This window comes from Streptomyces sp. NPDC044921 (assembly GCF_056432865.1).
The window spans coordinates 1-24,490 of record NZ_JBWKIF010000040.1 but is presented as its reverse complement, the minus strand read 5'-3'; the positions used below and the strand labels follow the sequence as shown (position 1 = coordinate 24,490).

Genomic DNA, 24,490 nt, shown 5'->3' with positions numbered 1-24,490 from the left:
GGTCCGGGAGTAACGGCTCGATCCGCGCCCACTGCGCGTCAGTCAACGGCACAACCGGAACAACGACCGACTGATCCAAACGAAACTGCCTAGGTAGGCCCACGAGACCCGGCGCCGGTGAGCGCCTCAGCCATGGTGGCCCTTCCCGGGTAGCGGGCTTCGAATCGGCACGATGGGGCGCACCCCGCGTCGGCAACCGCGGGCCGGCGGCCCCGTGCCCGCGCGCGTTTTCGCCCCCGGCCGCCGGCCCGTACCGGCGCGGGCGCCACAGGCCCGCTGACGGCCCCGCCGCTCATGGCTCAGGGGTCTGTCAGCAGCCATACAGGCACGCGGTGATGCGTTCCAGGGCTCCAGGGATAGGGGCGTGATCAGAGATACCGCCTCAGCCAGTCGGGCATGCTCGGGTCGTCAAGTCCCCAGGCATCCTGGACCGATTCGTCGTTCTGCCAGGTGTTCTCATCGCCGTCGAAGAACTTCTGCCGGTGGCACTTGTACTTGACGACGGTGTCGCCTTCGAGCCTGTACTCGTTCCAGTAGTAGTTCTGCCTCCCGTGGCCTTTCCACTCCTGGGTCGTGTAGATCGTCGTCATGAAGTCGGAGTGTAGCCAGGGCGCTGATCCGGCTTGACGGCGTAACCCGGGCAGGCCGGGGCGAGTTGGGAGGCGGTCGAGGACGCCGCCGGAGTACGGGCCCCGGTAGCGAAGAGGACCGGGTCCTCGCCGAGGAGATCCGCAGAGCGTTTGGGAAGTAGGAACCTCTGCTCAACAACGTGTGACTGAGCACTTCGGCTTGCCAGGCGTCCCCACGCGCGGGTGCTCAGTTCGCCAACTCAATCGCTCATCCGCCAAGTGAAGCGCTCAGTCGCACGATACTGTGCTCGCCGAGGGCTGGGCGACACGTCCCGAACCAGGCCGACTCACCCTCGCCCCTGATGGCCGCCAGCGCCTGTCCCGCGTCACCGAGCGCGTCGATGCCTTCCGCGAGCTGTCCACCACCGGCATCTCCCCGGACGAGTACCGCACAGCCGTCCATGTCCTGGAACGCATGACCCACAACATCGAAACGGCGACGAGCACCGACCTCACGCCATGACGATCCACGGGACAGGGCCTGCACTCCCGAAGCCGAACGTCATCGCTCCGAGATCAACGACCGACAGGCGACCCTTGGGCCCTCCTCGGCAACACCCTCCCGGACATACAGCTTCACCCCGCCCGCCCACTGAAGTACCCAGCCCCGCCAAGTCAGGCGCTCACCCGCCATGTGAAGCGCTCAGTCACACCGGCGGACCGGCGCTGTGTGTGCAAGCAACAGCAGGGACCGGCCTGTCGCGCGTCTGAGCACGCGGACCACGTGAATCCTTGTGGGTGAGAGTGGCGAGCAAGGCACGGGCGCGTGGCCCAGCTGTGAAGGGACCTCAGGCGGCTGTGAACTGCTGGGTGCTGCCGCCCCTTGCCGTTGCCTGCCCACCAGGCGGCCCACTGCCTTCGCTGGCCCGCCTGATCCATCTGTTCTGCTGCGGCGGCCGAGTGGTGGCGGAGAGCCCTCGAGCCCCTCGGGTGTGATGGGCGCGGCGCAGGAGACCGGGGCGCCCTGGTCGGCAGCTGCATGCCGACCGGGTCAGGCGGCGCCGAGTTGGGGGGTGTGCCGCTGCTGCATGGTTCCGAACACCTCGTCGAATGCGAGGGAGCGTCTCGTGGGCACCAGGTGGTAGGGGGAGCCTGAGCCTGCGGCGGGTTGCGGACCCGTGCGGCCCAGCATGAGGACGTCCAGGGGAGTGAGGACGTCGAGGTTGTCGAAGACGTAGCAGATCGGCAGCTGCGTCCATGCGGCGAGCTGGAGGTGCGCCATGACGGCAGCCCGCTCCACCGCATGGCGATGGGTGATGCGGCTGGTCATGCGGCTCTTGCAGTCGATCAGAAACACCTGCCGGTCCTTGGCGACCACTAGATCGGGTGTCCAGCGCAGTGAACTCTCGGTGCCCCGCAGGGCGACTCGCACAGCTTCGGTCAGCACGCCCTGGCCCCAGGGGCTGACGTCCCATCCGCGCAGGGCGAGTTCCTCGGCGACGCGCCTTTCGTGTGCGTCGCCCACGGCCTTCCTTTGCTGAAAGCTCGGCATACCGGCAAGTGTTGCTCTCCTCCTCGGGCTCGAAACAACCCGGTGCCCCGTCTCGGACACTCCTGGCCAGGGATGTTGGCGGTCGTTGTCGTTCATTGGCGTTCATGGGTGTCCGCCGGTGTCTCTCTGCGTCTCATGGTGTCTCACGCTGTCTCGAAACAATATGACCGGATCTGATCCCTGCAGCCGTGCGCCGGAGTTGCGGCCCACTTGCCGTACGTCTCTTCGTCCCACCGTGGCATGACCGGACGATGGCGGGACGCGGATCCGACGTGCTGCCTCCCGTGCCGTTTCGGAGGGAAGGGCTGTCAGGTGATCACCTTCCTGGTGTGGCGCTGCTCGGTACGCCGCGTTCGGGGAGGAGGCGCCAGGCGATCTCGTCGTGCTCCCTGAGGTGCTGCCAGGAGGCAAGGAGACGGCAGTGGACCAGTTGGTCGAGGAGATCCTCCACCTGCTGCTGGGACTGACTGCCCAGCCGGGCAAGCACGTCGAGTTCCGCACTTCCGAAGCCGTCAGACGTGTGAGCTGCCAGGATCAGAGCGTTGAGCTGCACCGTGGGGGACATCCCGCGCGGTGCGACCAGCGGAACGGGGTTCAGGGCCCAGTGCGCCGCGCGGGCGCGGGTGCCGCGGCCGGATGTCTGGGAGTGCATGTCCGCATCGAGCAGCCGCGCCTCCACATGGGGACGCCGCGGGCCGGAACAGCGCAGCCACCCGGCGTGTTCCAGTTCGCTCCACAGTTCTGCACGGCCGTGCAGCCGCATGCTGCGCAGAAGGCCGTGGGGGAGCCGGACGCGGCCTCGGCCGTCGGCGCGCAGGGCGCACTGCAGGGCCAGCAGTCGGGCGGCGGGGGAGGAGAAGCGGGGCAGGGCGACGGCGAGGTAGGTGAGCATTTCCCGCACGCGCTGCTGCTCCGGCGGGCCGTAGGCGGGCACCCTGCGTTCTGGCTGCGGCCCGCCGGCGGAGGAACGGATGCGAACGGGACTGAGCAGTGTCGGCGGCACGATGGCGGTGTGGCTCATCGCGGCGGCGCAGGCGGCACAGGCGTCTGCGAGCCGCCACGTGCGGCCGCTGCGATCCCGGGTCAGGGCAAGCAGGACGGGGCCGGCGCAGCCACGGTGACGGGGGTGCCAGTGGCAGCCCCGGGCCCGGCACTGGCAGGTGCGCAGGTGCCCGGGCAGCGTGTCGGCGCGGGCGTGGCGGGCCAGATGGGTCAGGGCGGCCGACCGGGCGGAGGCGGCCTGCACGGGATGGTGCGGGGTGCAGCGGGGGCAGGCCAGGGCCGGCCCGCCCGGCTGCGGGCGCAGTTCCACCGTCCAGGTGCGCTGCACCGCGGCGTGCATGCTGGCAAGCCGCATCGGCTCGGTGCCCTCCCATCTGCTCAGCGTCGGCGAGGTGTGGCGTCCTCCCGGTCAGGCGAGCGCGGGAGTCGGCCGCACCGTAGTGCAGATCTCTGCACTCGTGCAGTGCCGGCGGCCGCGGCGTTCACCAGCGGAAATAGTGCAGAGGTCTGCACTGACAGGGCAGGGTCCTGCACCGTCGGATGGTGGGGTGACGATCTTGCCGCCCGATCCCGACCTCACCGCGCTGCGCGTCGAACTCGCGCGCCTGCGGGGCGAGCGCGGCTGGACCTTCGACGAACTCGCCGACCGCAGCGGCCTGGCCCGCCGCACCCTGATCGACCTGGAGCACGGTCGCACCACCGGCAGCGTCACCACCTGGCACGCTCTCGCCCACGCCTTCGACGTCCCCATCGAGCACCTGCTGGGCACCCTCTGCGACGACCACACCCCGCCCGGGGCGAAGGGCTCCTGACCCCGCCGAGCCCCGCCCATGAATCACCCGAACCGGCGAGCAGGCGCCGAACGGTCAAGCGGCAACTCGCATGCAGGTTCGCCCCGGATGGGCTGCCCGGGGGACGCGCCTCCGCCGTCCCCGCCGCTTCGGCGCGCCGCCTGGCACGGTCCGGTCCATGTGCCCCAACACCGCCTCCACCGGCCGCCACTGGGACGGCAGCCCCCGCACCACCCGCGCCCGCCGCCCGCTGCGGGTGGCTGCCACCAGCCCCAGCCGCCTGCTGCGCTGCGGGCAGAACGTCTGGTGCCGCCTGTGCGGCAACCGCATCGACGTCTACCTTTGCAGCGATCAGCGGCCCATCGCCCTGCACCCCGACGAACTGGCCACCGCTCAGATCCCCGAGTCCTGCCGCTGGCACCTGAGCTGCGGCATCGCCCACCCCCACGCAGACGGCAGCGCCTGGTGCCGCATCCCGCACACCGTGCTGTGTCCCGGCCGCACCCCACCCGCAATCGTTCAGCTGAGCCCGCACATCGAGGCGGTGCGCCGCCAGCTCGCCGTCCGTTCCCGCCGCCTGGTCGACACCGGCGCCTTCACCCCGCCGGCCCCGCCCGACCCGGCCTGCGAGGAGCAGGCCGCCGACGCCCGCCGTCCCGCCCGGCCCGTCGTGCAACTCCTGCTGGGCCGCTATCTCGCCGGCCGGCCGCTGGAGGAGATCCGGTGTGTGGCCCAGACACGCCAGCGCCGCCGCTGCCCCCAGCCCGTGCTCGCTGCTCACACGGCCGCAGGTCGCTGGACCCTGCTGCCCGCCGGCCCCAGCGCGGCCAGTTGACCCTGCCCGCCACCCTGATGGCCGTCTACGACCTCAGCCGCCTGCCGTACGCGGAACAGCTGCGCTGGCGCACCCAGCGCTGCCCCGCCCACGCCGCAGCCCCCGGCGCTGCCGACCTCGCCCTGGCCGACTGGCAGGTCTTCGACCCCCTCCTGCACGCGGCGCACATCCACACCCGCCTCCCACATGCCGCGCCCAGCCACCGACGGGAGGCCTGACAGTGGCGCACCATGCCCTCGAAGTCACCCTGACGCGACCGCTCACACCGGCCGAACTCCACCACGCCGCCCAGGTGCTGCCGCTCGCGGCCAACCATGACGCCACCCGCCTGATGACCCTCGTGCGCGCCAAGAGCCCCGACCGGGCCGCGCACCGTCTGCGCCACCGTGTTGGGCCACGGCTACCAGTGGACGTGGTCACCACGCACTACCCGGACATCGACGGGCAAATCGTCCTCAATATCGCCTTCCCGCCCACTGTGCATGCCGCCATCTGCGACACCGCCCACCGCGCCGCACAGCCCCCGGAACTCTTCATCCGGCACGCCATCCACCGCGCCCTGGACCGGCACGACCGCGACGAAGCCGCACGCCTCGACCAGGCGATCCAGCAGCTGCTCGCCGACGCGACGCCCGCCCACCTGCTGGCGGCCGTCGGACGTGCCCTCACCGCCTTCCATGCTGGCGAGCACCTGGCTCTGCAGGCCGGCGCGGGCACCGGCAAGACCACCACCCTGGCCCTGCTCGCCCACACCACCCAGCGCCGCGGCCGCTACCTCGCCTACAACCGGGCCATTGCCCAGGACGCCACCAGGCGCTTCCCTGCCAACGTCTGGTGCAAGACCGCCCATGCGCTCGCCTATGCCGCCGTCGGTCACCGCTACACGGGCCGGCTGAACGCGCCGCGCCGTCCGGCCTGGCAGACCGGACAGGCCCTCGGCATCACCAAAACCCTCCCCATCGGCGAGCGCGACCTCTCCCCGAAAGCCCTGTCCTACGCCACCCTGCGCACCGTGGCCCGCTTCTGCCACACCGCCGATGAGGCGATCACCCGCCACCATGTGCCGCACCTGCGCGGCCTGGAAGACCGCGACCTGCACAGCCAACTCGCCGCCCACATCGTGCCCTTCGCCAAGAAGGCCTGGACCGACCTGCAGCACTCGGACGACGGCGCGGTCCGCTTCGACCACGACCACTACCTGAAGATCTGGGCCCTCAGTCAGCCAAGGATCGACGCCGACTTCCTCCTGCTGGACGAGGCCCAGGACACCAACCCCGTCGTCGAACAGGTCTTCCTCGCTCAGCGTGGGCACGCCCAGCTGGTCATGGTCGGCGACTCCGCGCAGGCCATCTACCAGTGGCGGGGCGCCAAGGACGTCATGACCGGCTTCGACGGCACCCAGCTTGCCCTGTCGCGGTCCTTCCGCTTCGGCCCGCTGCTGGCCGAAGAGGCCAACCGCTGGCTGCACATCGCCGGCGCCCCCCTCCGCCTCACAGGCACCGATGCGGTGCCCACCGAACTCGGTCCCCTCACCCGGCCCGACGCGGTGCTGTGCAGGACCAACGTCGGGGCCATGGCCCAGGCGATGGACCTGCTGGCCGCCGGACACCGGGTCGGGCTGGCCGGGGGAGGAGACAGCCTGCGCGCTCTGGCCCAGGCCGCCCGTGACCTGAAGGACGGCCGCCGCACCACCCACCCCGAACTGCTCCTGTTCCCCTCCTGGGGCGAACTGCAGGACTACGCCGCCCACGACCCGGCCGGACGTGACCTGCAGCCGTTCGTCGACCTGGTCGACACCCACGGCACGGACGCGATCCTGGCCGCGGTCGCCCAACTCGTCCCCGAACAGCAGGCCGAAGTCACCGTTTCCACCGCCCACAAGGCCAAGGGACGCGAATGGGCCAGAGTGAAAATCGCCGACGACTTCACCCCGCCCCAAGACAGCGACCAGCAGGATGACAACGGCCGCCCGGTGCCCGGTCCCATCGATGACGGCGAGGCTCGCCTCGCCTACGTCGCCGTCACCCGTGCCCGCCACCGGCTCGACATCGGCGGCCTGTCCTGGATTCATGACCATCCGGACGGCTCCCCTGGGTGACCAACGCGCATCGAGCCAGCGCCTTCACGGTTGCGGGTGCCACCGTGGTCGTCGTGGGACGACCGACCTACCTGTGGGCCGGGGTGCCTGTGTCGAAGTCACGCGGCGACGCGATGCAGTGCGAGTTTGGCCAGCATGACCTGGTTGGCTTCCCAGCCGTCGGGGAATTTGGCGGGCACGGACAGATGCACGGGGTCGGTCGAGGGGTGGCTGTCCAGGAGGTCGGCGATTCCTTCGCGGGTGACGACGATGCATGCCTGCCGGTGGCGGGAGGCGAGGACACACAGTCGTCCGGCTTCCAGGTGGAAGGCCGTGGCGTCCCGGCGGCCGGACAGCGGGTGCACGACGATGACGACTTCGAACTCGCGGCCCTGCAGCCGGTTCGCGGTGTCCACCGCCACCCCTGGCGCGTTAGGGTTGCCTGTGCGGGCCAGCGCGGTCCGGACCAAGTCGGCCTGGTCGCGGTGAGCGACGCCGATGGCGATGTCGCCGGGTTCCAGGGGCCGGCCGCCCGGGTGGCGTTCGCAGGTGGCGACTGCTCCGCGGCCCAGCAGCCGACCGGCGAGGTCGGCGGCGGTCTGGAGGGTCTCGGTGTCGGTTCGCGGGACGTGGCGGCGGGGCAGTTCGTGCAGTGCCCAGCCGGTGGTGAAGGCCTCCGCGAGGGTTTCGTCCAGGTCGGTGCGGGCGAGTCCGGCGGTGCGGAACTCCAGGGCACGCGTGTCGTCGCCGGTTCCGGAGGTGAAGGGGGTGAACGGGTAGAACGCCTGGGCGATGGTGGGTGCGGCCGAGAGCGGCAGGCGCCAGGACACCGGCAGCCGGTGTACGGGGATGTTCTGGTTGTGCTGCAGCATTACGCTGACGCCGTTCTGCGTGGGGTCGTGCGGCAGCCCGATCCAGCGCTCGGTACCGACGATCGTGAATGGGTCCAACTGGCCCGGGTCGCCGACGAACAGGCCTTGATCGAAGCGTTCGACGATCTGCAGCAGCATGTCCGAACGCATCTGGTAGGCCTCGTCCAGGATCGCCCAGCCGAACGTGGCGTCGCGGACGGTGGCCCACTTGGCTGCGGTGGCGACGATGATCCGGCAGCCGGCCAGGTCGGCCAGGGTGCGGCCGACGGTTGTGTTCGTCAGGGCATTCAGGACCGGCGGCGGGTTGTAGCCGGTGGCACTCAGCCGTCCGACGGCGATGCCGGGGTGCTCCCTTGCCAGACGTACGACCAGGTCGTCGACCTGGTTGTTGGTCTGGGCGACGACGATCGGGTGCTCGCCGCCTTCGGTGAGTTCCTGGGCGGCGCGGACCACCAGAGTGCTCTTGCCAGCGCCGGGCGGGGAGTCGACGACCACGGCCCTGTGACGCCCGTCGGCCATGTCTGTGAGGATCGTCTCGGTGGCAGCGGCAGCGGCCGTTGCAGGGTTGGGTGCGGCTGGTTCGGGCGTCGCGCTGGTGTCAGTCCTCATTGCCCCACTCCTCTGCGGCGGCGTCCTCGGGTATGACGGAGTCGGTGCCGCTCTCGTCGGCGGCACTGTGTGTCCACGGGGTGGCGTCGGAGGCCGGGAACTGCGGCGCTGGGCGCCATCCCGGATCGGGTAGGTAGGCGATGCGCTGGCCCAGTTCCGGGACGGTGCCCTGCTGCGGGACGCGGCTGCGTCCCATGCCGCCGGTGATCTCCACCGTGACCCGTGTGGTGCCGCCGTCGGAGAGGACGGAGACGATCATGGCTTTGTGTCCGGCCGGCAGGGACGGGCTGATCAGCTTGGTGTCGGCGGCCAGGCGCACGGGATCTTCGGTGCGGACGGTGACGCGGGGCCGCGGCACACGCCTGTTTTTGTCCGTGGTGACCACCCGGCCGGGGTCGGCCTCCACGACCGTCCCGGCGAACGCCTCCCCGGCGCTGCGCCGATCGGCCAGCACGAACCGATCGTCGAACGCCATGTCGGACTCGAATTCGGCCAGCGCGTGCTCCAGCCAGCCCAGCCGCCGGGCCGCACCGATCGCGTTGTCCCGTTTGCGCTGCGGAAGGCCGTCGGAGTCCCGGTAGTCGGAGTACTTAGTGAAGGCCTTGCAGTCGCCTTCGAAGCGCTTGGCGGTCCGCGGTGCCTCGGGCACGGAGCGCAGCAGTGATATGGCCTGCCACACCATGCGCCAGGTGGGCTGGATCTGTCCCGCGATCAGTTCCCGCAGTTCGGTCTCGGCGGCGGCCAGCGCATGCGGGTCGCCGAGGGTGCGGGCGGTGTCGAACCTTCTGATCGCCGGGGCCAGGTCGCGGTTGTCGAACTCGGGGGAGGTCGACGGGCCCGCCGGCGGGCACACGTCCGGGTTCTCGGCATCGGCCATGGCCTGCTCGACGCTCAGGCCCGGCGGGGGAGCGATCCAGGCCATCAGGGAGGCGAGGTTCTGATCCTCGAGCGTGCTCTGGCCGGTCGCCCAGTGCTCGGTGAGCATTGCGGTGACGGGCAGCAGCGTGGAGGTGCCGGCCTGCTCGGCCCTGTCGACCAGGAACGTCAGCCACATGCCGAACTCCGGTACGACGTCCGGCACCGCGTAGGGACCGGACGTCGCGCGGAAGCGGCACATGCGGCCCAGGTCGGCCAGGGCTTTGACGCCGCCGGCGTTGGGCACCAGGATCTGAGGCGCGTCGGTGTACCGGGAACGCTCGCCTTCCCCGCGGCGGTCCTGGCGGAAGGAGTCGATGTACTTCATCACGGTCCGGCCGAGGTCGGCGGCGAACGCGAACCGCTGGTCGCGGTTGCGGGGCTGGGCCACGACGAGCAGGGTTCCGTTCCTCTTGGCGGAGCCGACCATGGCGGCCAGGGGAGCCCCGGCCTCTCCGGCCATGGCCAGCGGGACGATCACCAGTGGCCGGCCCGAGAGGTGCCGGTGCCGGAACTCGGTCCGGGGCACCGCCTGCATCGTCTCCATCGCCTGCACGTGTGCCAGCGCCGACAACGTGCTCATGCCGCACCCCCGAGGTCTTCCAGTTCTGCGCGCAGCCGTGCGGCGTGCCGTAGGGCCGCGGCTATCTCCACCTGGTCCTCGCTCGGTGTCAGTTCTCCGCGCGCCAGTCCCATGACCATGGTCGTGGTGTCGATGCCGCCGAACTGCTCGCGCACTGCCGGCCCGAGGACATCCAGCGAGGCTTCCGCTCGGGCACGGGAGCGGCAGTAGAACGCCATCTCGCAGTGGTTCAGGCAGTCCGGTCGGTACGTCACGAGGACCTGATCCAGTGCCTCGGTCAGCTCCTCGGCCGGGCGCCGGGGCTGCTTGTTCTTGTCAGGGGTGGGGTCGAGATCGAAGGTGAGGTCCTCGGGGAGCAGGTCCACCAGGTCTCCGATGCGCTCGATGCGGGACAGCTGACGGGTCAGAGCGGCCACCTGCTTGCGGGCGTCGACGAACGCGCCGGTCGGCCGGTTGGTGAAGTCCTTCGGCGCGACCAGCACGATCGTGTCGGAGACGGCCTCCTCGCCGATGCCGGCCCGCCCGAGCAGGTCGCGCAGCGCGATGATGTACGCGCATGCCTGTGTGGTCGCCGCCCGTACCTGCGTGGAGTCTGCCTGGTCGTCGATGATCGGGAAGCTCTTGATCTCCACGACGTGGAAGCGTCCGTCGATGCGGAGGGCGACCAGGTCGGGCTCCAGGTACACCTTGTGCCCGCCGATCAGCAGGCGCAGCATCGGGTGGTCGAACAAGGTGGCGTCGCCCTCGCCCCGGGCGGCCCGCAGCAGGACCTCTTCGGTGCGCTCGTGGCGCTGCTTGGAGCGGCCGTCGCCGCCGACGTCGTTCAGGTCCTCGTAGCCCACCTCCGGCAGTGTCAGCTCCAGGGTCTCGCGCAGGACGCGCAGGAGCTCCGCGCAGCCGTTGTCTTTCACCATCGCCTCGAAGGCGTTGCCGCGGGTGATGGCGAAGGAGGACTGGCCGAAGGACGGGGGATGGCCGACGTGTGTGGCGATCGCGGCCTTGTCGGAGCCGGAGGCGTCCAGCAGGGCCCGCAGCGTGCAGCGCGGGTTGTTCTCCAGGGCCGCCAGCGACCTGGCGTTGTAGTCCAGGCGCTTCGCGGATCCGCGCAGTGCGTCGAGGCGGTCGTCGACTGGGTTTTTCACGGTCTCGTAGATCCTTGCGGAGGAGAAAGGGCTGCGGGGAGACGGGAGTCAGGCGCGGGCCGACCGCAGATGCGTGACGCCCTGCAGGGGCGCGCCGAACAGCTGTCCGTCGTCCCCGAGGGACTTACGGGCTCGCCGTGCGGCTGCCGCCCGGGTGGCGCGGTCGGTGCTGGTATGCACGTCCAGCTCGGCCTGGGCGGCGCCGATCACCTGCTGGGGTTCCAGCGCGCCCTCGTGACCGGAGGCGTTCCTCGGCATGGCGTCGGGGATGTTGACGGCGAAGCGCCACAGCAGGCGCAGGGCCTCCGGGCTGGGCCCGTCCGGTGTGGACTCGGCTGCGGTGTGCACCGCTTCGGCGATGCTGATCGCGCTGGTGAGGAAGTCCACGCGCGGTGACAACGGGCCGATGATGCGCTGCTCCAGCGTCCAGGTGCTGATGGTGATCAGTGCCCGCACCGGTGTCAGCAGGTCGTGCGCCAGTGCCGGGCACAGGTAGTACGGGCGGGCACCCGGACTGGAGCGGTAGGAACGCTCCTCGTCCCGGCGCAGGCTGGAGAGCTTGGACGCGGACAGCTCTCCCGGGAAGAACGCCTCGTGCACGCCGACGATCAGTTTGGGGGCGGCCGGGGTCCCGAGCAGCATCAGGGCGCGGTGGACGTGTTCGCGCGCCGGGAGCTGCGCCCCCCGGGCGGCAGGGGCTGCTTCCGGGGCGGGGCGGGGCGGCGCGGCCGCCGATTCGTCGGCGTCGATGAGGGCGTCCCAGGCCCGCTCGGCGCGGCGCAGCTGCATCCGCAGCTCGCTGGCACGCTCGGTGTCACCGGCGGCGGAGGCGTCGCGGATCGCGCGGCGCAGGGTGCCGATGCTCTTCTCCAGGGCGTCCAGCGGATCACTCATGGCCCAGACGTTACCAGACTTCCAGAGTTTTCCAGACTTCTTCCTGAGATTGTGTGTACAGTCGTTGCCACCGAACCTCCGACCCGCGGCGGCGCAGCCCGCGTCGGCCTGCAGACCGTCCTCCTGGAGGCACCCCGTGACGGGACGCGTATTCCATACCTCCGACTGGCACCTGGGTCGCCAGATCGGCCGCCACCACCGACGCGACGGCGAGTTCGACGCCGTCCTGGACGAGATCGTCGAGATCGCCGCCGACTTCGCCCCCGACCTGATCGTGCACAGCGGTGACCTGTTCGACGGCCCCAGGCCGAGCCTGGACGACATGCGGCGCGCCGCGCAGGCGCTGCGCCGCCTCGGTGCGATCGCGCCCGTGGTCGTCGTCGCCGGCAACCACGACACCCCCTACGTCCTGGCGTTCCTGGAGTTCGTCCTGAACGACATGGGCACCCGCGAAGGAGACCAGGTCCGGGTGCGCTTTGCTACCGACGCCCGCCCCGACGGGCTGCTCGTCGCCGAATACCCCACCAAGGACGGGGAGTTGACGCTGCGCATCGGCGCGCTGCCGTACCTGCATCCCAACCGGTTCACCTACGACTTCGCCGACCCCGCCCTGACCACCGCGACCTACGCCGAGCGGATGCGCACCGTCCAGGCCGACGTCTACCGCCGCCTGACCGCCGGCCGCGGTGCCCGGGACGTCCTGGTCTTCGCCGCCCACCTGTTTATCGAAGGGGCCACCCCTTCCTACTCGGAGCGGCGTATCTCCTTGAGCGCTGAGTACGCGGCCGCAGCCGGGGACCTGCCCGACGTCGCCTACGGCGCCCTCGGCCACATTCACAAGCCGCAGCCCGTCGGCCGTGCCGGGTTCCCCGCCTACTACGCCGGCAGCCCGCTGCAGATGGACTTCGGCGAGAGCGGCGACACCAAGAGTGTCGTACTCGCCGAGGTCGGCCCGGGCGTCAACCCGCGCATCGAACTCGTACCCCTGACCTCCGGCCGCCGCCTGATCCGCCTGGAAGGCACTCTGGAAGAGATCGTGCAGCGCGCCGGCCGCGTCGGAGACGCCTGGGTGAAAGCGGTGGTGAACGTCGAGGCCTCCAGTGCGTTCCTGCCCGAGACCCTCGCCAGGATGCTGCCGGAGGCGACGATCGTTGACATCGAGGAGCGCCGCCCCGGGGTAGCCGGCCGCGTGCTGGACCGGGAGGCCTCCACCGGGGAATTGCCCGACATCAAGGACCTGCTGCGGGACTACCTGCCCGGCCGCGGCACCACCGGCCCGGCCCTGGACCGCGCCATGGCCGCCTTCGCCCACCTGCAAGCCGAACCGGATCCCGAAGATCCCGCACCGTGCTGCGAGGAGACACTGCTGACCGCGGCCATCGCAGGCCTGCCCCTTGACGGCGTCGACCGCTCGGGTCTGTTGGCCGACGGCACCGGATCGGAGACGGCGCGATGAGACCGCTGGCGCTTTCCCTCACCGGATTCCGCAGCTACCCCACCCCGGTCACCGTCGAGTTCACCGGCAGGAGCCTGGTCGCAGTCCTCGGCGACACGGGCGCCGGCAAGAGCAGCCTGCTGGACGCCATCACCTTCGCCTTGTTCCGCAAGAGTTCCTGGGATGCCAAAGAACCCCGGCAGCTCATCGCGGACGGCGCGCAGGCCATGAGCGTCGAGCTCACCTTCCTGCACGACGGGCAGCGCTGGCACGTACACCGCACCATGCACGCCACCAATGCGAACGCAGGCCGGCACCACCTCAAAAACCTGGATACCGGCGAGGAGATCGACAACGCCACCGCCGTCGACGCCCGCATTAGAACGGTGCTGCAGATGAGCTACGACACGTTCCTGCGTGTCGGGCTGCTCCCTCAGGGCAAGTTCGATCAGCTCCTCACCGCCGCCCCCAGGGAACGAAGCGAACGGCTGCGTGAACTGTTCGGTGCCGAATCACTGGAGTCCGTCCAGCAGATGGCCGCCCGCCACTGCCTGACGCTCAAGGGACTGCTGGGCGATGCCAGGGTCAAACGCGCCGTCATGCCGGAGGACCCCGAGCAGGCCGCGGCAGAAGCCGGCAAGGCCGCCGACGCAGCCGCAGCCCGTGCCGAACGCCTGAACACCGCCATCGACCGCATCACAGCGCTGCAGGAGGAAACCACCGCAGCGCGTGCCGTCGCCGAAGCAGCCGCCACCGCCGCCCGGACCCTGTCCGCGCGCACGGTGACCGACGCCCATACCGTCCTTGACGAACTCGAGCCCGTCGCCGCCGCCATCGCCTCACGACGGGACACCCTGGACCAGCGCGCCGCCCAGGCCGCGACCCGGGAAGATGAACTGACCGCAGCGATCACGGCAGCCGACACAGGCGGAGAAGGACGGGACGCCCTAGGCAAAGCCGCCGTGGTCCTGGAGACCCTCGCGGAGCGCGCCGAGGAACACCGTGGCGAACGCGACCGGCTTGCCGCACTCACCGAACAACTCGCCAACGAAAGCGCCGCCATCGTCGCAACCGAAGCGGAGCTGACCAAGCGCGCCGAACACGCCAAACCCCTGGCAGAGGCAGCCCGTGCCGCCGCGGAGGCGAGCCAAGAGATCCGCACGTGCGCCACCACTGTCCGTACCCTGATCACCGCTGCCATCTCGACCGTCCGCCGCGTCGCCGCCACCGCCAGCGATCAAGCCGCCGCAGTGGCCAAACGCGACGTTGTCCGCGAGGATGTCGGCCCGCTGCAAGCGGAATCAGCCACAGCCGAGAAAGACGTCACGAACGCCGAGACACATCTGCAGACGCTCCAGCTGCGTGACAAGGCCGCCGCGATCGCCGCCGAACTCCATCCCGGCGGCGACTGTCTCGTGTGCCGGCGGAAGCTTCCGGCCGACTTCGAACCCGCATCCGAGACCGGTACGGCCGAGCTGGCCGCCGCGAGAGCGCAGCTGCGCGAGGCGAAGGCCTCACGTGACAAGGCCGCCGGCCGACTCGCCGAAGCCCGCGCCGCCGTGACCGCGGCCGAGGAGGCCGTGTCCGAACGCGGGAGGGAGCATCAAAGCACTCAGCACAAGGCACAAGACGCCACAGCAAACGCAGTGCGCGCCTTCGCGGACCTCGCGGCCCTGGCCGCCGCAACCAAGGCAGACTTCGACGCCGAATCAGCTGCTGCGACGCTGACCGCGGCCGCAGCAGCCCTGGCCGTGCCGGCCGCCAGCGCCGCACACCTGGAGCAATCCTCCGAGCGGTACACAGCGCCGATCACTGACGCCGTCACCGCATGCGAACAGGCAGCCGCCGCGCACGCCGAACGGCTGCAGAGCGACGTGCATGGCCGCACCGCCGTGATCGAAGCAGAACGCAAGGCGCTGGCAGGGCGCAGGAGTTCGCATCAGCGCGACCTCGATGACGCCGCGGCAGCCTCCGAGCGGCACGCCCGCGCCGTGGTCCGGATGGCCGCCGAGGTCCGCGCGCTGCCTGTCCGCATCCAGGCGATGCTGCCGGGCGAAGCGATCGATGTGAGCGCAGATGACGCGGCTGCCGCTGCCGCTGCCGTAGCCGCCCGCCTGACCGAAATCCAGGGGCTGTTCGATGAGAGGGAAACGCAGCGGTCGCACAAGGACGCGGTCCTCGACCTGCAGCGCGCCCTCGACCAGGAGAACCGCACTGCCGTGGAACGGCCGCTGAACGAGCTGCGCGGCGCCCTAGACGTGTGGGCTCAGGCCGTCACACAGGCGATCACGCATCTGGGCGCCGCCGACCCGTATCAGATGCCGCAAGCCCCCGCTGAGCCGGGAATCGCCGAGATCCGCCAGTTCACCGCCGACCTGTCGAAGACCGCCTCGAGGCTGGGCGACAAGCTCGCCGAGGTGTCCGCAGCCGGCGCGGCCCGCGCTGCCGCCGCGCTGACCGGGCTCGGCGAGCACGCCGCCGCGCTCGCCGATGTCGACGGCTTCGACCCCGCGGCCGACCTGACGGCACCGCAGGTGTTGCACCCTCTCGTCGCCGCGGCTGCGACAGCAGCCAGAGAGGTCGAGGACCAGCACAAGAAGCAGCGTGAGGCACAGGTTCTGATCAAGCCAGCCGCTGACTTGGACTTTGCGATAGCCGCCGGGGAGGCCCGCTATGAGGCGCTGGACGTGCTGCGCCGCGAACTGGTCGACGCCAAGTTCCTCGGCCACCTCACCACGCTGCGCACTCGTGCGCTGCTCGGCGTCGCCAGCGACCTGCTCGGGCAGATGACCGACATGCGATTCGGCTTCGCCGACAGCTTCGACATCGTCAGCCGCAGCTCCGGAGTTGTCCACCAGCCGAACCGGCTGTCCGGCGGGGAGAAGTTCCTGGCGTCGCTCGCCCTGGCTTTGGCGCTCGCCGAAGTGCACGCCCGCAGCGGGCCGAGTCTCGGCTCACTGTTCCTCGACGAAGGCTTCGCAGCCCTCGACACCACCGCACTGGACTCCGCCCTGGAGGTGCTGCGCGCCCAGGCCGACGGCGACCGCCTCGTCATGGTGATCAGTCATCTGCACGCCGTCGCCGAGGCCGTTGATGACGTGCTGTGGGTGCGGCGGAACGCTGCTGGATCCTCCGCGCGCTGGCTGACACCGGACCAACGGGACGAGCTGGTGCAGGCAGATCTAGCCAGCGGCCTGCAGAAACTGGCCCAATAGTGGTTTCGATGGGTCCGGCCAATCCGATAGTTACATACGTTCGCACTCCAGCCCGGCGATACCCACCGGCACCCTTCACCCTGATCATCGCGACTGCGCTGAACGGGGTGGGAAGGAAACTGCATGTCTGAAGCGTGGGTCCGCGGCCGCGACACCCTGGGTCTGGCCACACGGGTGAAGGCACTCGCGGTCGCGGATCCGGTCCTCGACCTGGAACGCCGCAAGCCATTACTTACCTCGCGAGACTGGAGCGGCTACCAGATGGAGGAACTGGCGCTCACCGCCATCGACACCGTCACGCTGAAGATGGACTTCGAGGACGGTGCGCGTCACGAGGACGTCGTGAGCGCGGTGGCGCGCGTCGCAGGACTTCAGATACCGGACCGTGACAACGACGAACACGCCGACGTGGCCCGCTGGGTCCTCGACAGCCTGCTGAACGTCGGGACAGTCGACCGCGACTTCAGCCACGTCTACGGCATCGCCTCAGACGGTACGTACGCCTCGCACCGCTTCTCCTTCAAGTTGCTGCGCGAAGTCGCCGGACACGATGGACGGCCACGGCTTCGTGCCTCCAACGAGGCGATCGCGGTGCTGGTCGGCGCGGTGGACATCGACATCGCTTCCGAACAGGTCGCCGCCGACGCCAAGCTGGAAGCCCTGGTGAGACGTGGACGGCTGACGGACGCCCATCGCGCTGCGGAGATGGCGCTGCGCCGCACCGTGCAGTACGCCGAGTACATCCGCACACGGCTGGAGGGGATGCGCCGGGATATCCGCTCGGTGGACTGGGACCGTGACGTGCAGCGCCTGCAGACCGAAGCGCTGGAACACATCGAGGACCGCATCAGCGCCGAGAGCACCATCAAGGACAACCTGGTCCGGATGATGGAGAACAGTACCGAGGACGCCACTCCGGCCCAGGCCGCCGAGTTGATCGCGATCCTCGAGGAATGCCTACGCAGGCACGCGGCACTGCAAGCGAACCTGCAGGAGGTCGGCGACCGGTTCCGGGCCGAGCAGGAACGCCAGACCTTCGTGCCGCCCCCGAGCCGGTCCCACGTCGACCTCGAGCACCAGCTGCTGGAGCCGGCCTTGGAGCTGCCGATACGGCAGGCATATCCGCTGCTGGACGGGTTCGTTACAGCGGCGACGCCGCCTCGCCGCCCCGCGATCGTCTACCTCCCCGACCTGATCGCTGGCCTGATGACGCTGCCGGCCGAGCAGGATGACGACGACAGTCTGATCATCGACCCCGAGTTCGCCAGCGCCGAAGACGTCTCTGCGTTCCGCGACGAGCAGTACACGGCCGTCGGCTCGCTGCTGGAGCATGCCGACGCCGAGGGCGTCCGCCTGTCCGAGCTTTTGCACGCAGCACGCCGTCATACCGCGAAGGCTGCTCGGGACAACCTCGATCATCTGCTCGCCCTGCACGTGCTGGGCTTGTTCGGAGCGCCACGCCCCGACCCCGAGCACGGCACGATGCTGGCCGCACTGGCAGACGACAGCGAGCTGGACGACGAGGTGTTCGCCGGAGACGACCTGCTGGTATTCCGCATCCCGGCGGCCGCTGCCCCATCGACCGAGAACGCCTGAAGGAGGCCGTGGCGTGCACGACGTCAACGACATGGCCGCAGTGAGCCGGCTGCTTGCTTTCGGCTTCCAGGCGGGGTTGACGCCCCGACGCAACGTCGAGTACGCCGCGCTTGTGGGCCGCTGCCGTACCGATCCGGCGTTCGCGCAACTGCTGCACGCCGCCGCGCGTGGTTTCGACCTGACGGTCATCGCGGTCGACCCGCGGGCCGGGCTGGTGCTCGGGGCGACCGCCGAAACACAGTTCGCGGTCAGCGTCGCCGACCACATCAGCAAGCCCGCCGACCGGCCGATCGCGGCGCTGGCCCACCTGGCCATAGCCGCCCTCGCCTACTACCGGCCCGAAGACCTGGACGACGAAGCCCACATCGGCCGCGTCACGGTCCGTCACGTCGACGCGATGGTCGAGCAGGCTGCCAAGGAGCTGGAGCGCCGGGCCGCCGAAACCGACACGGACGATGGAGTTCCGGTCGACCACCCGGACCTCATCCAGCTGTGGCGCTACTACCAGCGGCGCAACCCGGTGGCCTTCACTGAGGACGACCGAGCCCACTCCAAGAGCCGGCACGCGATCATCAAGCGGGTCGCCGAGTACCTCGCGGACAACGGGATGCTGCGGCGCGCGGGCAGGGAGAACGGCGGCACCTACACCACCACGGCCCGGTACCAGATCCAGGTGCGGGAGTTGGCCGGACAGCAGATGCTCGGCGAACTGGCCGCGCTCGGGGTCACGGTGGATTTGGACGGCAAGCCCTCGTTCAGCAGCCCGGAGGCCGAATCCGCTGATACGGCCGACACCGTGGCATCCCCGTCTCTGCCGCCAGCTGACCAGGAGCCTGATCCCAACAATGTATGAGCTCAACCGCGTCCGCTTGTACAACATCGGCCCGACCGGGGCCCGCTATGACGACGTCCTGCTGGATCTGTCCAACGGCGGCCCCCCTATCCCAACCAGCACTCTGATCCCCTCGGCCGGCCAGCTGTTTAGGCGTCCGGCGCTGGCGACACTGCTCGTCTTGGAGAACGGAGGCGGAAAGTCCGTATTCATTCGGATGCTGCTGTCCACGGTGCTGCCCGACCGGCAGTCCCGTAAAGGCCGTGAGGCGCTGCGCGCCTACGTAGTGTCCGCGGCGGCCCCGTCACATGTGGTCCTGGAATGGGTCAATGTCCGCACCGGTGAGACGTTGGTGACCGGACAGGTGTTGGCCCCAACCACGGACGACAGGGTCGAGCGGCTGTTCTACTCGCTTAACCCCAACGCAGTCACGACCCTGGCCGCGCTGCCGTTTGCCGAGGGCCGGCGGCGGCTGCCGATGAACTCCTTTCACGATGCGCTCAAACGGCTGGACGCTGCCGACAAGGCGCTGCACGTGGAGATCGAGAAACGGCAGGGCGAGTGGGAGAACCACTTGCGGCGGCTCGGCCTGGAGCCAGATCTCTTCGCGGTCCAGCAGGCGATGAACGTCGACGAGGGGGACGCGGCCGAGGCGTTCAAGACCACCACCGGCCGACGGTTCGTGGAGTGGCTGCTGAGCAAGGCGCTGGACGCCGAGAACTTCACTGAGCTGGGCAGCGCCTTCGGGGCCTATGCCAGGAACATCGGGCGGCGCGAACAACTGCTGCTGGACCGCGACTTCTCCACAGCAACGGCGGCAGCCACCCAACGCCTTGCCTTACGGCACACCGAGCAGATTGCCGCAGCCAAGGCGGCCCAGAACGCCGCGACGGCGTTGGCACAGCTCGCGGCAGCGGTGCAGGAGTCTGTCCAGCGCTCGGAGGACGTGCTGCGCAAGCACCGTGAAGACCGGTTGACCGCGAAGACGAACGCCGCAGGGCGCCAACAGCTTCGCGAGCAGGCCGACCTGCTCCACAAGGAGGTGCGGCGCAGAACCCTCCTCCTTCGCTGCGACGGAGCGCGTGCCGAAGCCAAGGAGACCGAGAACCGGCTTGCCGGCGAGCGCACGGAGCTGGCCGCCTGGGCGCTCGTCCCCAAGGTGCTGAAAGCTGCCGCCGCGCACGAAAAGTACCAGGTCGCCAGCGAGCTGCTGGATGCCGCTGAACAGGCCGCAGGTGCAGCCCGGCTACGTCGCGATATGGCCGGGGCTCAGTTCGCAGGTGCCCTCCAGAGCGCCGGTCAGCGGTGCGCGACGCAGGCCGAGGCCCTCGACCACAAGAGCGCCAAGGGCAAGTCGGACGCGGCCGAGGCCGACCGCCGCGCTGGACAGGACGAACGAGAGGCCACCTCGCATACCGTCCGTGCCGAGCTGCTGGCCAAACAGGTCAAGGACGTGGACTCCCGCGTGAAGGAGGCGCGGGATCACGGCATCCTTGAGGAAGGCGAATCCGTTCCCGGAGCCGAAGCCCGCCTGCGCAACAAGGCCGACGAAAGCAAGATCAAGGCGACGCGGGAACGCGACGCCCACAAGCAACTCGAGCTGGAAGCCCGCCGGCTCGACCAGGCCGCGCAACAGCTGATCGAACCCGAGGTGAAGGCCCGGCAGGCAGCCGAGGCCGCAGTACGGGCGGTCGAGGACACGGGAATCGCCGCCGGGGCACTCGCCGCCCAGACGCTGCTGCGCGAACTCGCCGAACTCGACGGCGACAATGATGTCCCCGGCGGCGACCCCGCGCTGTGGTTGGAAGACAACGCATCCGCGCTCTGTAACCTGGCCACCGCGGCGCAGGCATCGGCCGGGGACCGGCTGGACGCGTTGACCGCCGACAACCGGGCGGATCAGCGACTGATCGAGGCCCTCACCGTCGACGACGAAGCGCTCATGCCACCGCGTCAGGCTGTCGAGAACCTGCTCGGACTGCTGGCAGACCACGAGATCACCGCGACCTCGGGCTGGCGGGCACTGGAACAGCTGGTGAACCCTCGCCTGCACGCCGAGGCCATCCAAGCGCACCCCGCGCTGGTCGACGGCATCGTGGTGGCCGACCAGGAAGCCTTGGAAAAGGCACGGACGGCACTGACCGAGGCACAACTGCTGCCAGCGGCGGCAGTGCTCGTCACCACCGCCGAGTCGTTGCAGACAGCACCGAACGAACCCAGCATCGGGTTCGTCGTGGAGCCGACACCCGCTCTGCACGATCCGACAGCCGCCGCTGGCCTGCGGGAGCAGGCCGAAGCCCGCATCGAAAACCGCAGACACACCCTCCACGAACTCGCCGAACGTCGGACAGCGGCCTTCCAGCTGGAGAACCGGCTCGACACTTGGCTGCACGACCACCCGAAAGGTCACACCGACCGGCTGCGCTCCGCCGCGGAAACAGCGTCAACCGCAGCCGCCGAGGCCAGGCTCGCACTCGATGCCGCCCGCGACGCCTACGCCCAGGCCGTGGACACCCTCGACGAGCGTGCCATTGTTACTGCAGATGCTGAGGAGGCCGCAGCCGACGCTACCCGTATCGCCGACTTCTTCGGGCGGCTCGCGGCCGATGTCGCGGAGGCCGACAAGAACCGTGCCGAGATCGGCACACTCGAAGCGGAAGCCGAAGGACATCACGCGGCAGCCCAGGAGTGCCGCGGCGAAGCCGAGCGACTGCGCAACCGAGCCACCGAATACGCGGTGCAAGCCGAGTCACTCCGCCGTGACGCCGCCTCATACGCCGACCGGCTCAAAAAAGTCATCTACGGGAATCAGCCACTCAGCCACGACCAGGGCGAATCCGACCTGGCTGCGTTGGACATTTCCTATCAGGAAGCGGCGGAGGGCTTCCACGCCGTGGAAGTCGGCGAGGACCTGCGTCGGCGCGTCGACCAGGCGCAGAAGGAAGCATCGGATCTTGACGCCGAACTACTCGACAAACCGGCCGACATCCTGGTCCGGGCCCAAGCGCTGGCCTCCTCTCCGCAGGCCGGCAGCACCGAAACCATCGAGGCCACAAAACGGCAACTCGGCCGCGCCGTGAAAACGCTGGAGGCCGAGCACAGCAGACATAGCGAGCGGAGCGGCCAACTGCAAGCGGAAGCAACCGCCGCCGGCCAGCGAAACGGGATGCCCTGGTCCAGCCTGGATGCCGACTGGACGCCATCGAACCCCGCCGAAGGCACCATGCTCACCGAACGGGCAGCCGCCGCGCTGAAGGACGCTGAGGCCCTGCTCAAGTCAGCCTCTGAGACGTAACAGACCGCCGAGCGCAAGCTCCACCAGGCCGAAGCTGCGGCTCGCGAGATGACAGTCGTCCACCGCGGCCTTGCTTCCGCCGTCCGCAAACTGGAGCTGCCGTCCGGTTCCGCACCGTTCGTGGGAACCGCCGACGAAGCGCAGCAGGCTGCCGATACGGCGACTGAGACATACGGCACGGCGTCCGACCAGCTGCACGAAGCAAACCAGGCCGTGGACGATGCCGTTCTCGAATTCCGCGAAATCGCCAACCACAACCGGTTCGGCAAGCTCAAGGCGCCGATCTACAAGCAGCTCACCGAGATCGACAAAACGTCGCTGATCCAGCGAGCCGACCAGTGGACGGTCCAGCTGATGGGGCGGACCGCGAGCCTGACCACCGACCTGGAGAGCTCCGAACGTCACCGGAAACTGCTGATCGACCAGCTCAAGCACCACACCGGCGAGGCGCTGTCCCTGCTGGAGAAGGCCGAACGGCTTTCCCGCCTCCCCGAAGGCGCCGGAGTGTGGGCCGGACGCAGGATCCTGAAGATCGGATTCAATAAGCCAGAGCCGCAGGTCCTCGCCGTACGGATCGCCGAGACCCTGGACGAGAACGCCCGCGCTCAGCCGAACCTCCCCGGCCGTGACCTCCTTCTGCGCTGTGTCGGCGCCGCGGTACCACGTGACTTCAAGGTGGAGATCCTCAAGCCCGACTCCGCAGGCCGCGCCGACTACGCGTCAATCAGCGAGATGGGCAAGGTGTTCTCCGGCGGCCAGGAACTCACCGGCGCGATCATGCTGTACTGCACCCTCGCCGCACTACGCAGCAGTACACGAACCGGAGCGCGCAGCACCAGCCGCCTGGGCGGGATGCTCATCCTGGACAACCCGATCGGCAAGGCCAGCGCCGACTACCTGCTGAGCTTGCAGATGAACATGGCCGCCGCGCTCGGCGTCCAGCTGATCTACACCACCGGGAACATGGAGGACCGGGTGCTGGCCACGTTCCCCCTATGCATCCGGCTGCGCAACGACGCCGACCAGCACACCGGGATACGGCACCTGCACGTCACCGATCGCCTCGCAAACGAGACGAGGCCGGACGAGGACCATGCCACCCACCGAGTCTCCGCCGCACGGCTGCTGGTGAAACCACGCGACCCCGAAACCACGCCCCGCGTCGGCGAGGAGACACAGCAGGAGAGCTACAGCGAGATGGACGACGACTGATGAGCGACGACCCAGGTGCCGAGGAAGCCGAGTGGCAACCCTTGTCGGAATCGGCGGCCTGCCTGGCGGCAACCCTGAGCTCGATGACGCAACGCCGTGTCGAACAGGCCACGATCTTTGCAGCTTTCGACCAGGCATGCCCCGGGACGGCCGGCACCACACAAGGCCGTCCCGTCCTCTCCGCGCTACTCGATGAGCTCGCTGACCATCACCTGGTTGAGTTGCCGCGAAGCCGTGATGGGTGGGACGACGCACAGCCGCCGCTGCCGCGCTGGCTCCGTCTGCCGGTACCGCTCAAGCCAGAGTCCAAATCCGCGCGCGCGTCGACACCAGTCGTCTGGCGTCGCGAGCTTTCCTGGGCGAGAGCCGACAAGTTGACCACCGCTCAGATCGATGTCCTCAAGACGATCAATCGATGGCTGCGCGACACCGACGGGGACGATGACCGGCGGACCATCGTCCCCATGCGCGAGCGCTCCCTGGAGATCTTCGGTGATGAGAAGCGCCTTGACGCGCTCGCCGCCACCACCTTGTTCGCGCCCGGCCGCCTCACCCTGGCCACACTCTTCGCCGAGCGGATCCCGCCGCCACTGGCCTACGAACGCGTTGGTGAGGGTGACACCGTCCTGGTGATCGAGAACAGCGACACCTTTGAAACCGTCAGCACACTGCTGGCGGGCGACTGCGGGCGAGTTGGCTGGGTTGCGTTCGGCGGCGGCCACGCCTTCGAGGCTTCAATCGCCCGAATCGCGAGGCTGGACGGCGTCACGGACATCGCCTACTACGGCGATCTTGATGATGACGGACTGACAATCCCGCAGCGGGCCAACGTGTCCAGCGCAGCACTGGGACTCCCGCCGGTCCGTCCCGCCGTCGGCCTCTACCGGCTCCTTCTCCGACACAACGCCCGAGGACCGGCCCCGAAGCGAGTCGAACCGCTCGTCGCCGAACGACGCGTTTCCTGGTTGCCTAAGACGTCGTCTCATTTGGCGTGCCTGGGTAGTCTGCACCGTGTGGTGATGGTCGAGCGCATGGTGCCGGACGAGCTGTGGGAACTGTTCCAG

Annotated in this window: 19 protein-coding genes; 12 read left to right on the top strand and 7 right to left on the bottom strand. The window is 69.4% G+C overall.

Annotated features, from left to right (window positions below):
• Window positions 1-368 precede the first annotated feature (368 nt).
• Window positions 369-590: a hypothetical protein gene (locus AC07DA_RS35725; protein WP_479132417.1), complete on the bottom strand. Its 222-nt coding sequence runs from the start codon at window positions 588-590 to the stop codon at window positions 369-371.
• Between the two features lie 283 nt (window positions 591-873).
• Between AC07DA_RS35725 and AC07DA_RS35720 the strand changes: the two genes are divergently transcribed.
• Window positions 874-1,092, top strand: a complete 219-nt coding sequence (locus AC07DA_RS35720; RefSeq protein WP_383463701.1) for a hypothetical protein — start codon at window positions 874-876, stop codon at window positions 1,090-1,092.
• Between the two features lie 528 nt (window positions 1,093-1,620).
• On the opposite strand, the gene AC07DA_RS35715 is transcribed toward AC07DA_RS35720, so the two are convergent.
• Window positions 1,621-2,094, bottom strand: coding sequence for a hypothetical protein (locus tag AC07DA_RS35715; protein ID WP_478969417.1), 474 nt, complete (start codon window positions 2,092-2,094; stop codon window positions 1,621-1,623).
• Between the two features lie 343 nt (window positions 2,095-2,437).
• Entirely contained in the window at window positions 2,438-3,478 is a 1,041-nt protein-coding gene (locus tag AC07DA_RS35710; RefSeq protein ID WP_478969419.1) for a hypothetical protein, read from the bottom strand.
• 193 nt (window positions 3,479-3,671) lie between these two features.
• On the opposite strand from AC07DA_RS35710, the gene AC07DA_RS35705 reads away from it, so the two are divergent.
• From AC07DA_RS35705 to AC07DA_RS35690, 4 genes are all read left to right on the top strand, one after another.
• Window positions 3,672-3,935, top strand: coding sequence for a helix-turn-helix transcriptional regulator (locus AC07DA_RS35705; protein ID WP_037751201.1), 264 nt, complete (start codon window positions 3,672-3,674; stop codon window positions 3,933-3,935).
• A gap of 157 nt (window positions 3,936-4,092) precedes the next feature.
• The gene (locus tag AC07DA_RS35700) at window positions 4,093-4,749 is read left to right on the top strand and encodes a DUF6083 domain-containing protein (protein WP_479132415.1); all 657 of its coding nucleotides are present in this window, start codon (window positions 4,093-4,095) and stop codon (window positions 4,747-4,749) included.
• Window positions 4,746-4,967 carry a hypothetical protein gene (locus AC07DA_RS35695; protein WP_479132413.1) on the top strand — a complete coding sequence of 74 codons (222 nt, stop codon included), beginning with the start codon at window positions 4,746-4,748 and terminating at the stop codon, window positions 4,965-4,967. Before AC07DA_RS35700 ends, AC07DA_RS35695 begins: the two co-directional genes overlap by 4 nt.
• A gap of 422 nt (window positions 4,968-5,389) precedes the next feature.
• On the top strand, window positions 5,390-6,847 hold the full coding sequence (locus AC07DA_RS35690; protein WP_479132419.1) for a UvrD-helicase domain-containing protein: 1,458 nt from the start codon (window positions 5,390-5,392) through the stop codon (window positions 6,845-6,847).
• Window positions 6,848-6,945: 98 nt separating this feature from the next.
• On the opposite strand, the gene AC07DA_RS35685 is transcribed toward AC07DA_RS35690, so the two are convergent.
• The 4 genes from AC07DA_RS35685 to AC07DA_RS35670 are packed head-to-tail and all read right to left on the bottom strand — an operon-like array spanning window position 6,946 to window position 11,841.
• On the bottom strand, window positions 6,946-8,307 hold the full coding sequence (locus AC07DA_RS35685; RefSeq protein ID WP_391459754.1) for an AAA domain-containing protein: 1,362 nt from the start codon (window positions 8,305-8,307) through the stop codon (window positions 6,946-6,948).
• Entirely contained in the window at window positions 8,297-9,805 is a 1,509-nt protein-coding gene (locus tag AC07DA_RS35680) for a hypothetical protein (RefSeq protein ID WP_479132411.1), read from the bottom strand. Before AC07DA_RS35680 ends, AC07DA_RS35685 begins: the two co-directional genes overlap by 11 nt.
• Window positions 9,802-10,947, bottom strand: coding sequence for a hypothetical protein (locus tag AC07DA_RS35675; protein ID WP_037751209.1), 1,146 nt, complete (start codon window positions 10,945-10,947; stop codon window positions 9,802-9,804). Before AC07DA_RS35675 ends, AC07DA_RS35680 begins: the two co-directional genes overlap by 4 nt.
• A gap of 48 nt (window positions 10,948-10,995) precedes the next feature.
• Window positions 10,996-11,841, bottom strand: coding sequence for a hypothetical protein (locus AC07DA_RS35670; protein WP_479132409.1), 846 nt, complete (start codon window positions 11,839-11,841; stop codon window positions 10,996-10,998).
• A 136-nt stretch (window positions 11,842-11,977) separates the two neighbouring features.
• On the opposite strand from AC07DA_RS35670, the gene AC07DA_RS35665 reads away from it, so the two are divergent.
• From AC07DA_RS35665 to AC07DA_RS35635, 7 genes are all read left to right on the top strand, one after another.
• Entirely contained in the window at window positions 11,978-13,297 is a 1,320-nt protein-coding gene (locus tag AC07DA_RS35665) for a metallophosphoesterase family protein (RefSeq protein ID WP_479132407.1), read from the top strand.
• The gene (locus AC07DA_RS35660) at window positions 13,294-16,491 is read left to right on the top strand and encodes an AAA family ATPase (protein WP_479132405.1); all 3,198 of its coding nucleotides are present in this window, start codon (window positions 13,294-13,296) and stop codon (window positions 16,489-16,491) included. Before AC07DA_RS35665 ends, AC07DA_RS35660 begins: the two co-directional genes overlap by 4 nt.
• A 123-nt stretch (window positions 16,492-16,614) precedes the next feature.
• Complete coding sequence (locus AC07DA_RS35655; protein WP_385147493.1) at window positions 16,615-18,087, top strand: hypothetical protein; 1,473 nt, start codon at window positions 16,615-16,617, stop codon at window positions 18,085-18,087.
• A gap of 13 nt (window positions 18,088-18,100) precedes the next feature.
• Window positions 18,101-18,940, top strand: a complete 840-nt coding sequence (locus tag AC07DA_RS35650; protein ID WP_479132404.1) for a hypothetical protein — start codon at window positions 18,101-18,103, stop codon at window positions 18,938-18,940.
• Entirely contained in the window at window positions 18,933-22,214 is a 3,282-nt protein-coding gene (locus tag AC07DA_RS35645; RefSeq protein ID WP_479132403.1) for a coiled-coil domain-containing protein, read from the top strand. Before AC07DA_RS35650 ends, AC07DA_RS35645 begins: the two co-directional genes overlap by 8 nt.
• Window positions 22,215-22,262: 48 nt before the next feature.
• Window positions 22,263-23,426: a hypothetical protein gene (locus AC07DA_RS35640; RefSeq protein WP_479132402.1), complete on the top strand. Its 1,164-nt coding sequence runs from the start codon at window positions 22,263-22,265 to the stop codon at window positions 23,424-23,426.
• A partial coding sequence (locus AC07DA_RS35635) for a Wadjet anti-phage system protein JetD domain-containing protein (protein ID WP_479132400.1) occupies window positions 23,426-24,490 on the top strand: 1,065 nt, incomplete at its 3' end. The genes AC07DA_RS35640 and AC07DA_RS35635, both read left to right, overlap by 1 nt.

Excerpts from the sequence above, each read along its gene's own strand:
- AC07DA_RS35725 (WP_479132417.1), bottom strand. The coding sequence starts at position 590 with ATGACGACGATCTACACGACCCAGGAGTGGAAAGGCCACGGGAGGCAG.
- AC07DA_RS35710 (WP_478969419.1), bottom strand. The coding sequence starts at position 3,478 with ATGCGGCTTGCCAGCATGCACGCCGCGGTGCAGCGCACCTGGACGGTG.
- AC07DA_RS35700 (WP_479132415.1), top strand. The coding sequence starts at position 4,093 with ATGTGCCCCAACACCGCCTCCACCGGCCGCCACTGGGACGGCAGCCCC.
- AC07DA_RS35685 (WP_391459754.1), bottom strand. The coding sequence starts at position 8,307 with ATGAGGACTGACACCAGCGCGACGCCCGAACCAGCCGCACCCAACCCT.
- AC07DA_RS35680 (WP_479132411.1), bottom strand. The coding sequence starts at position 9,805 with ATGAGCACGTTGTCGGCGCTGGCACACGTGCAGGCGATGGAGACGATG.
- AC07DA_RS35670 (WP_479132409.1), bottom strand. The coding sequence starts at position 11,841 with ATGAGTGATCCGCTGGACGCCCTGGAGAAGAGCATCGGCACCCTGCGC.
- AC07DA_RS35660 (WP_479132405.1), top strand. The coding sequence starts at position 13,294 with ATGAGACCGCTGGCGCTTTCCCTCACCGGATTCCGCAGCTACCCCACC.
- AC07DA_RS35655 (WP_385147493.1), top strand. The coding sequence starts at position 16,615 with ATGTCTGAAGCGTGGGTCCGCGGCCGCGACACCCTGGGTCTGGCCACA.
- AC07DA_RS35645 (WP_479132403.1), top strand. The coding sequence starts at position 18,933 with ATGTATGAGCTCAACCGCGTCCGCTTGTACAACATCGGCCCGACCGGG.
- AC07DA_RS35640 (WP_479132402.1), top strand. The coding sequence starts at position 22,263 with ATGACAGTCGTCCACCGCGGCCTTGCTTCCGCCGTCCGCAAACTGGAG.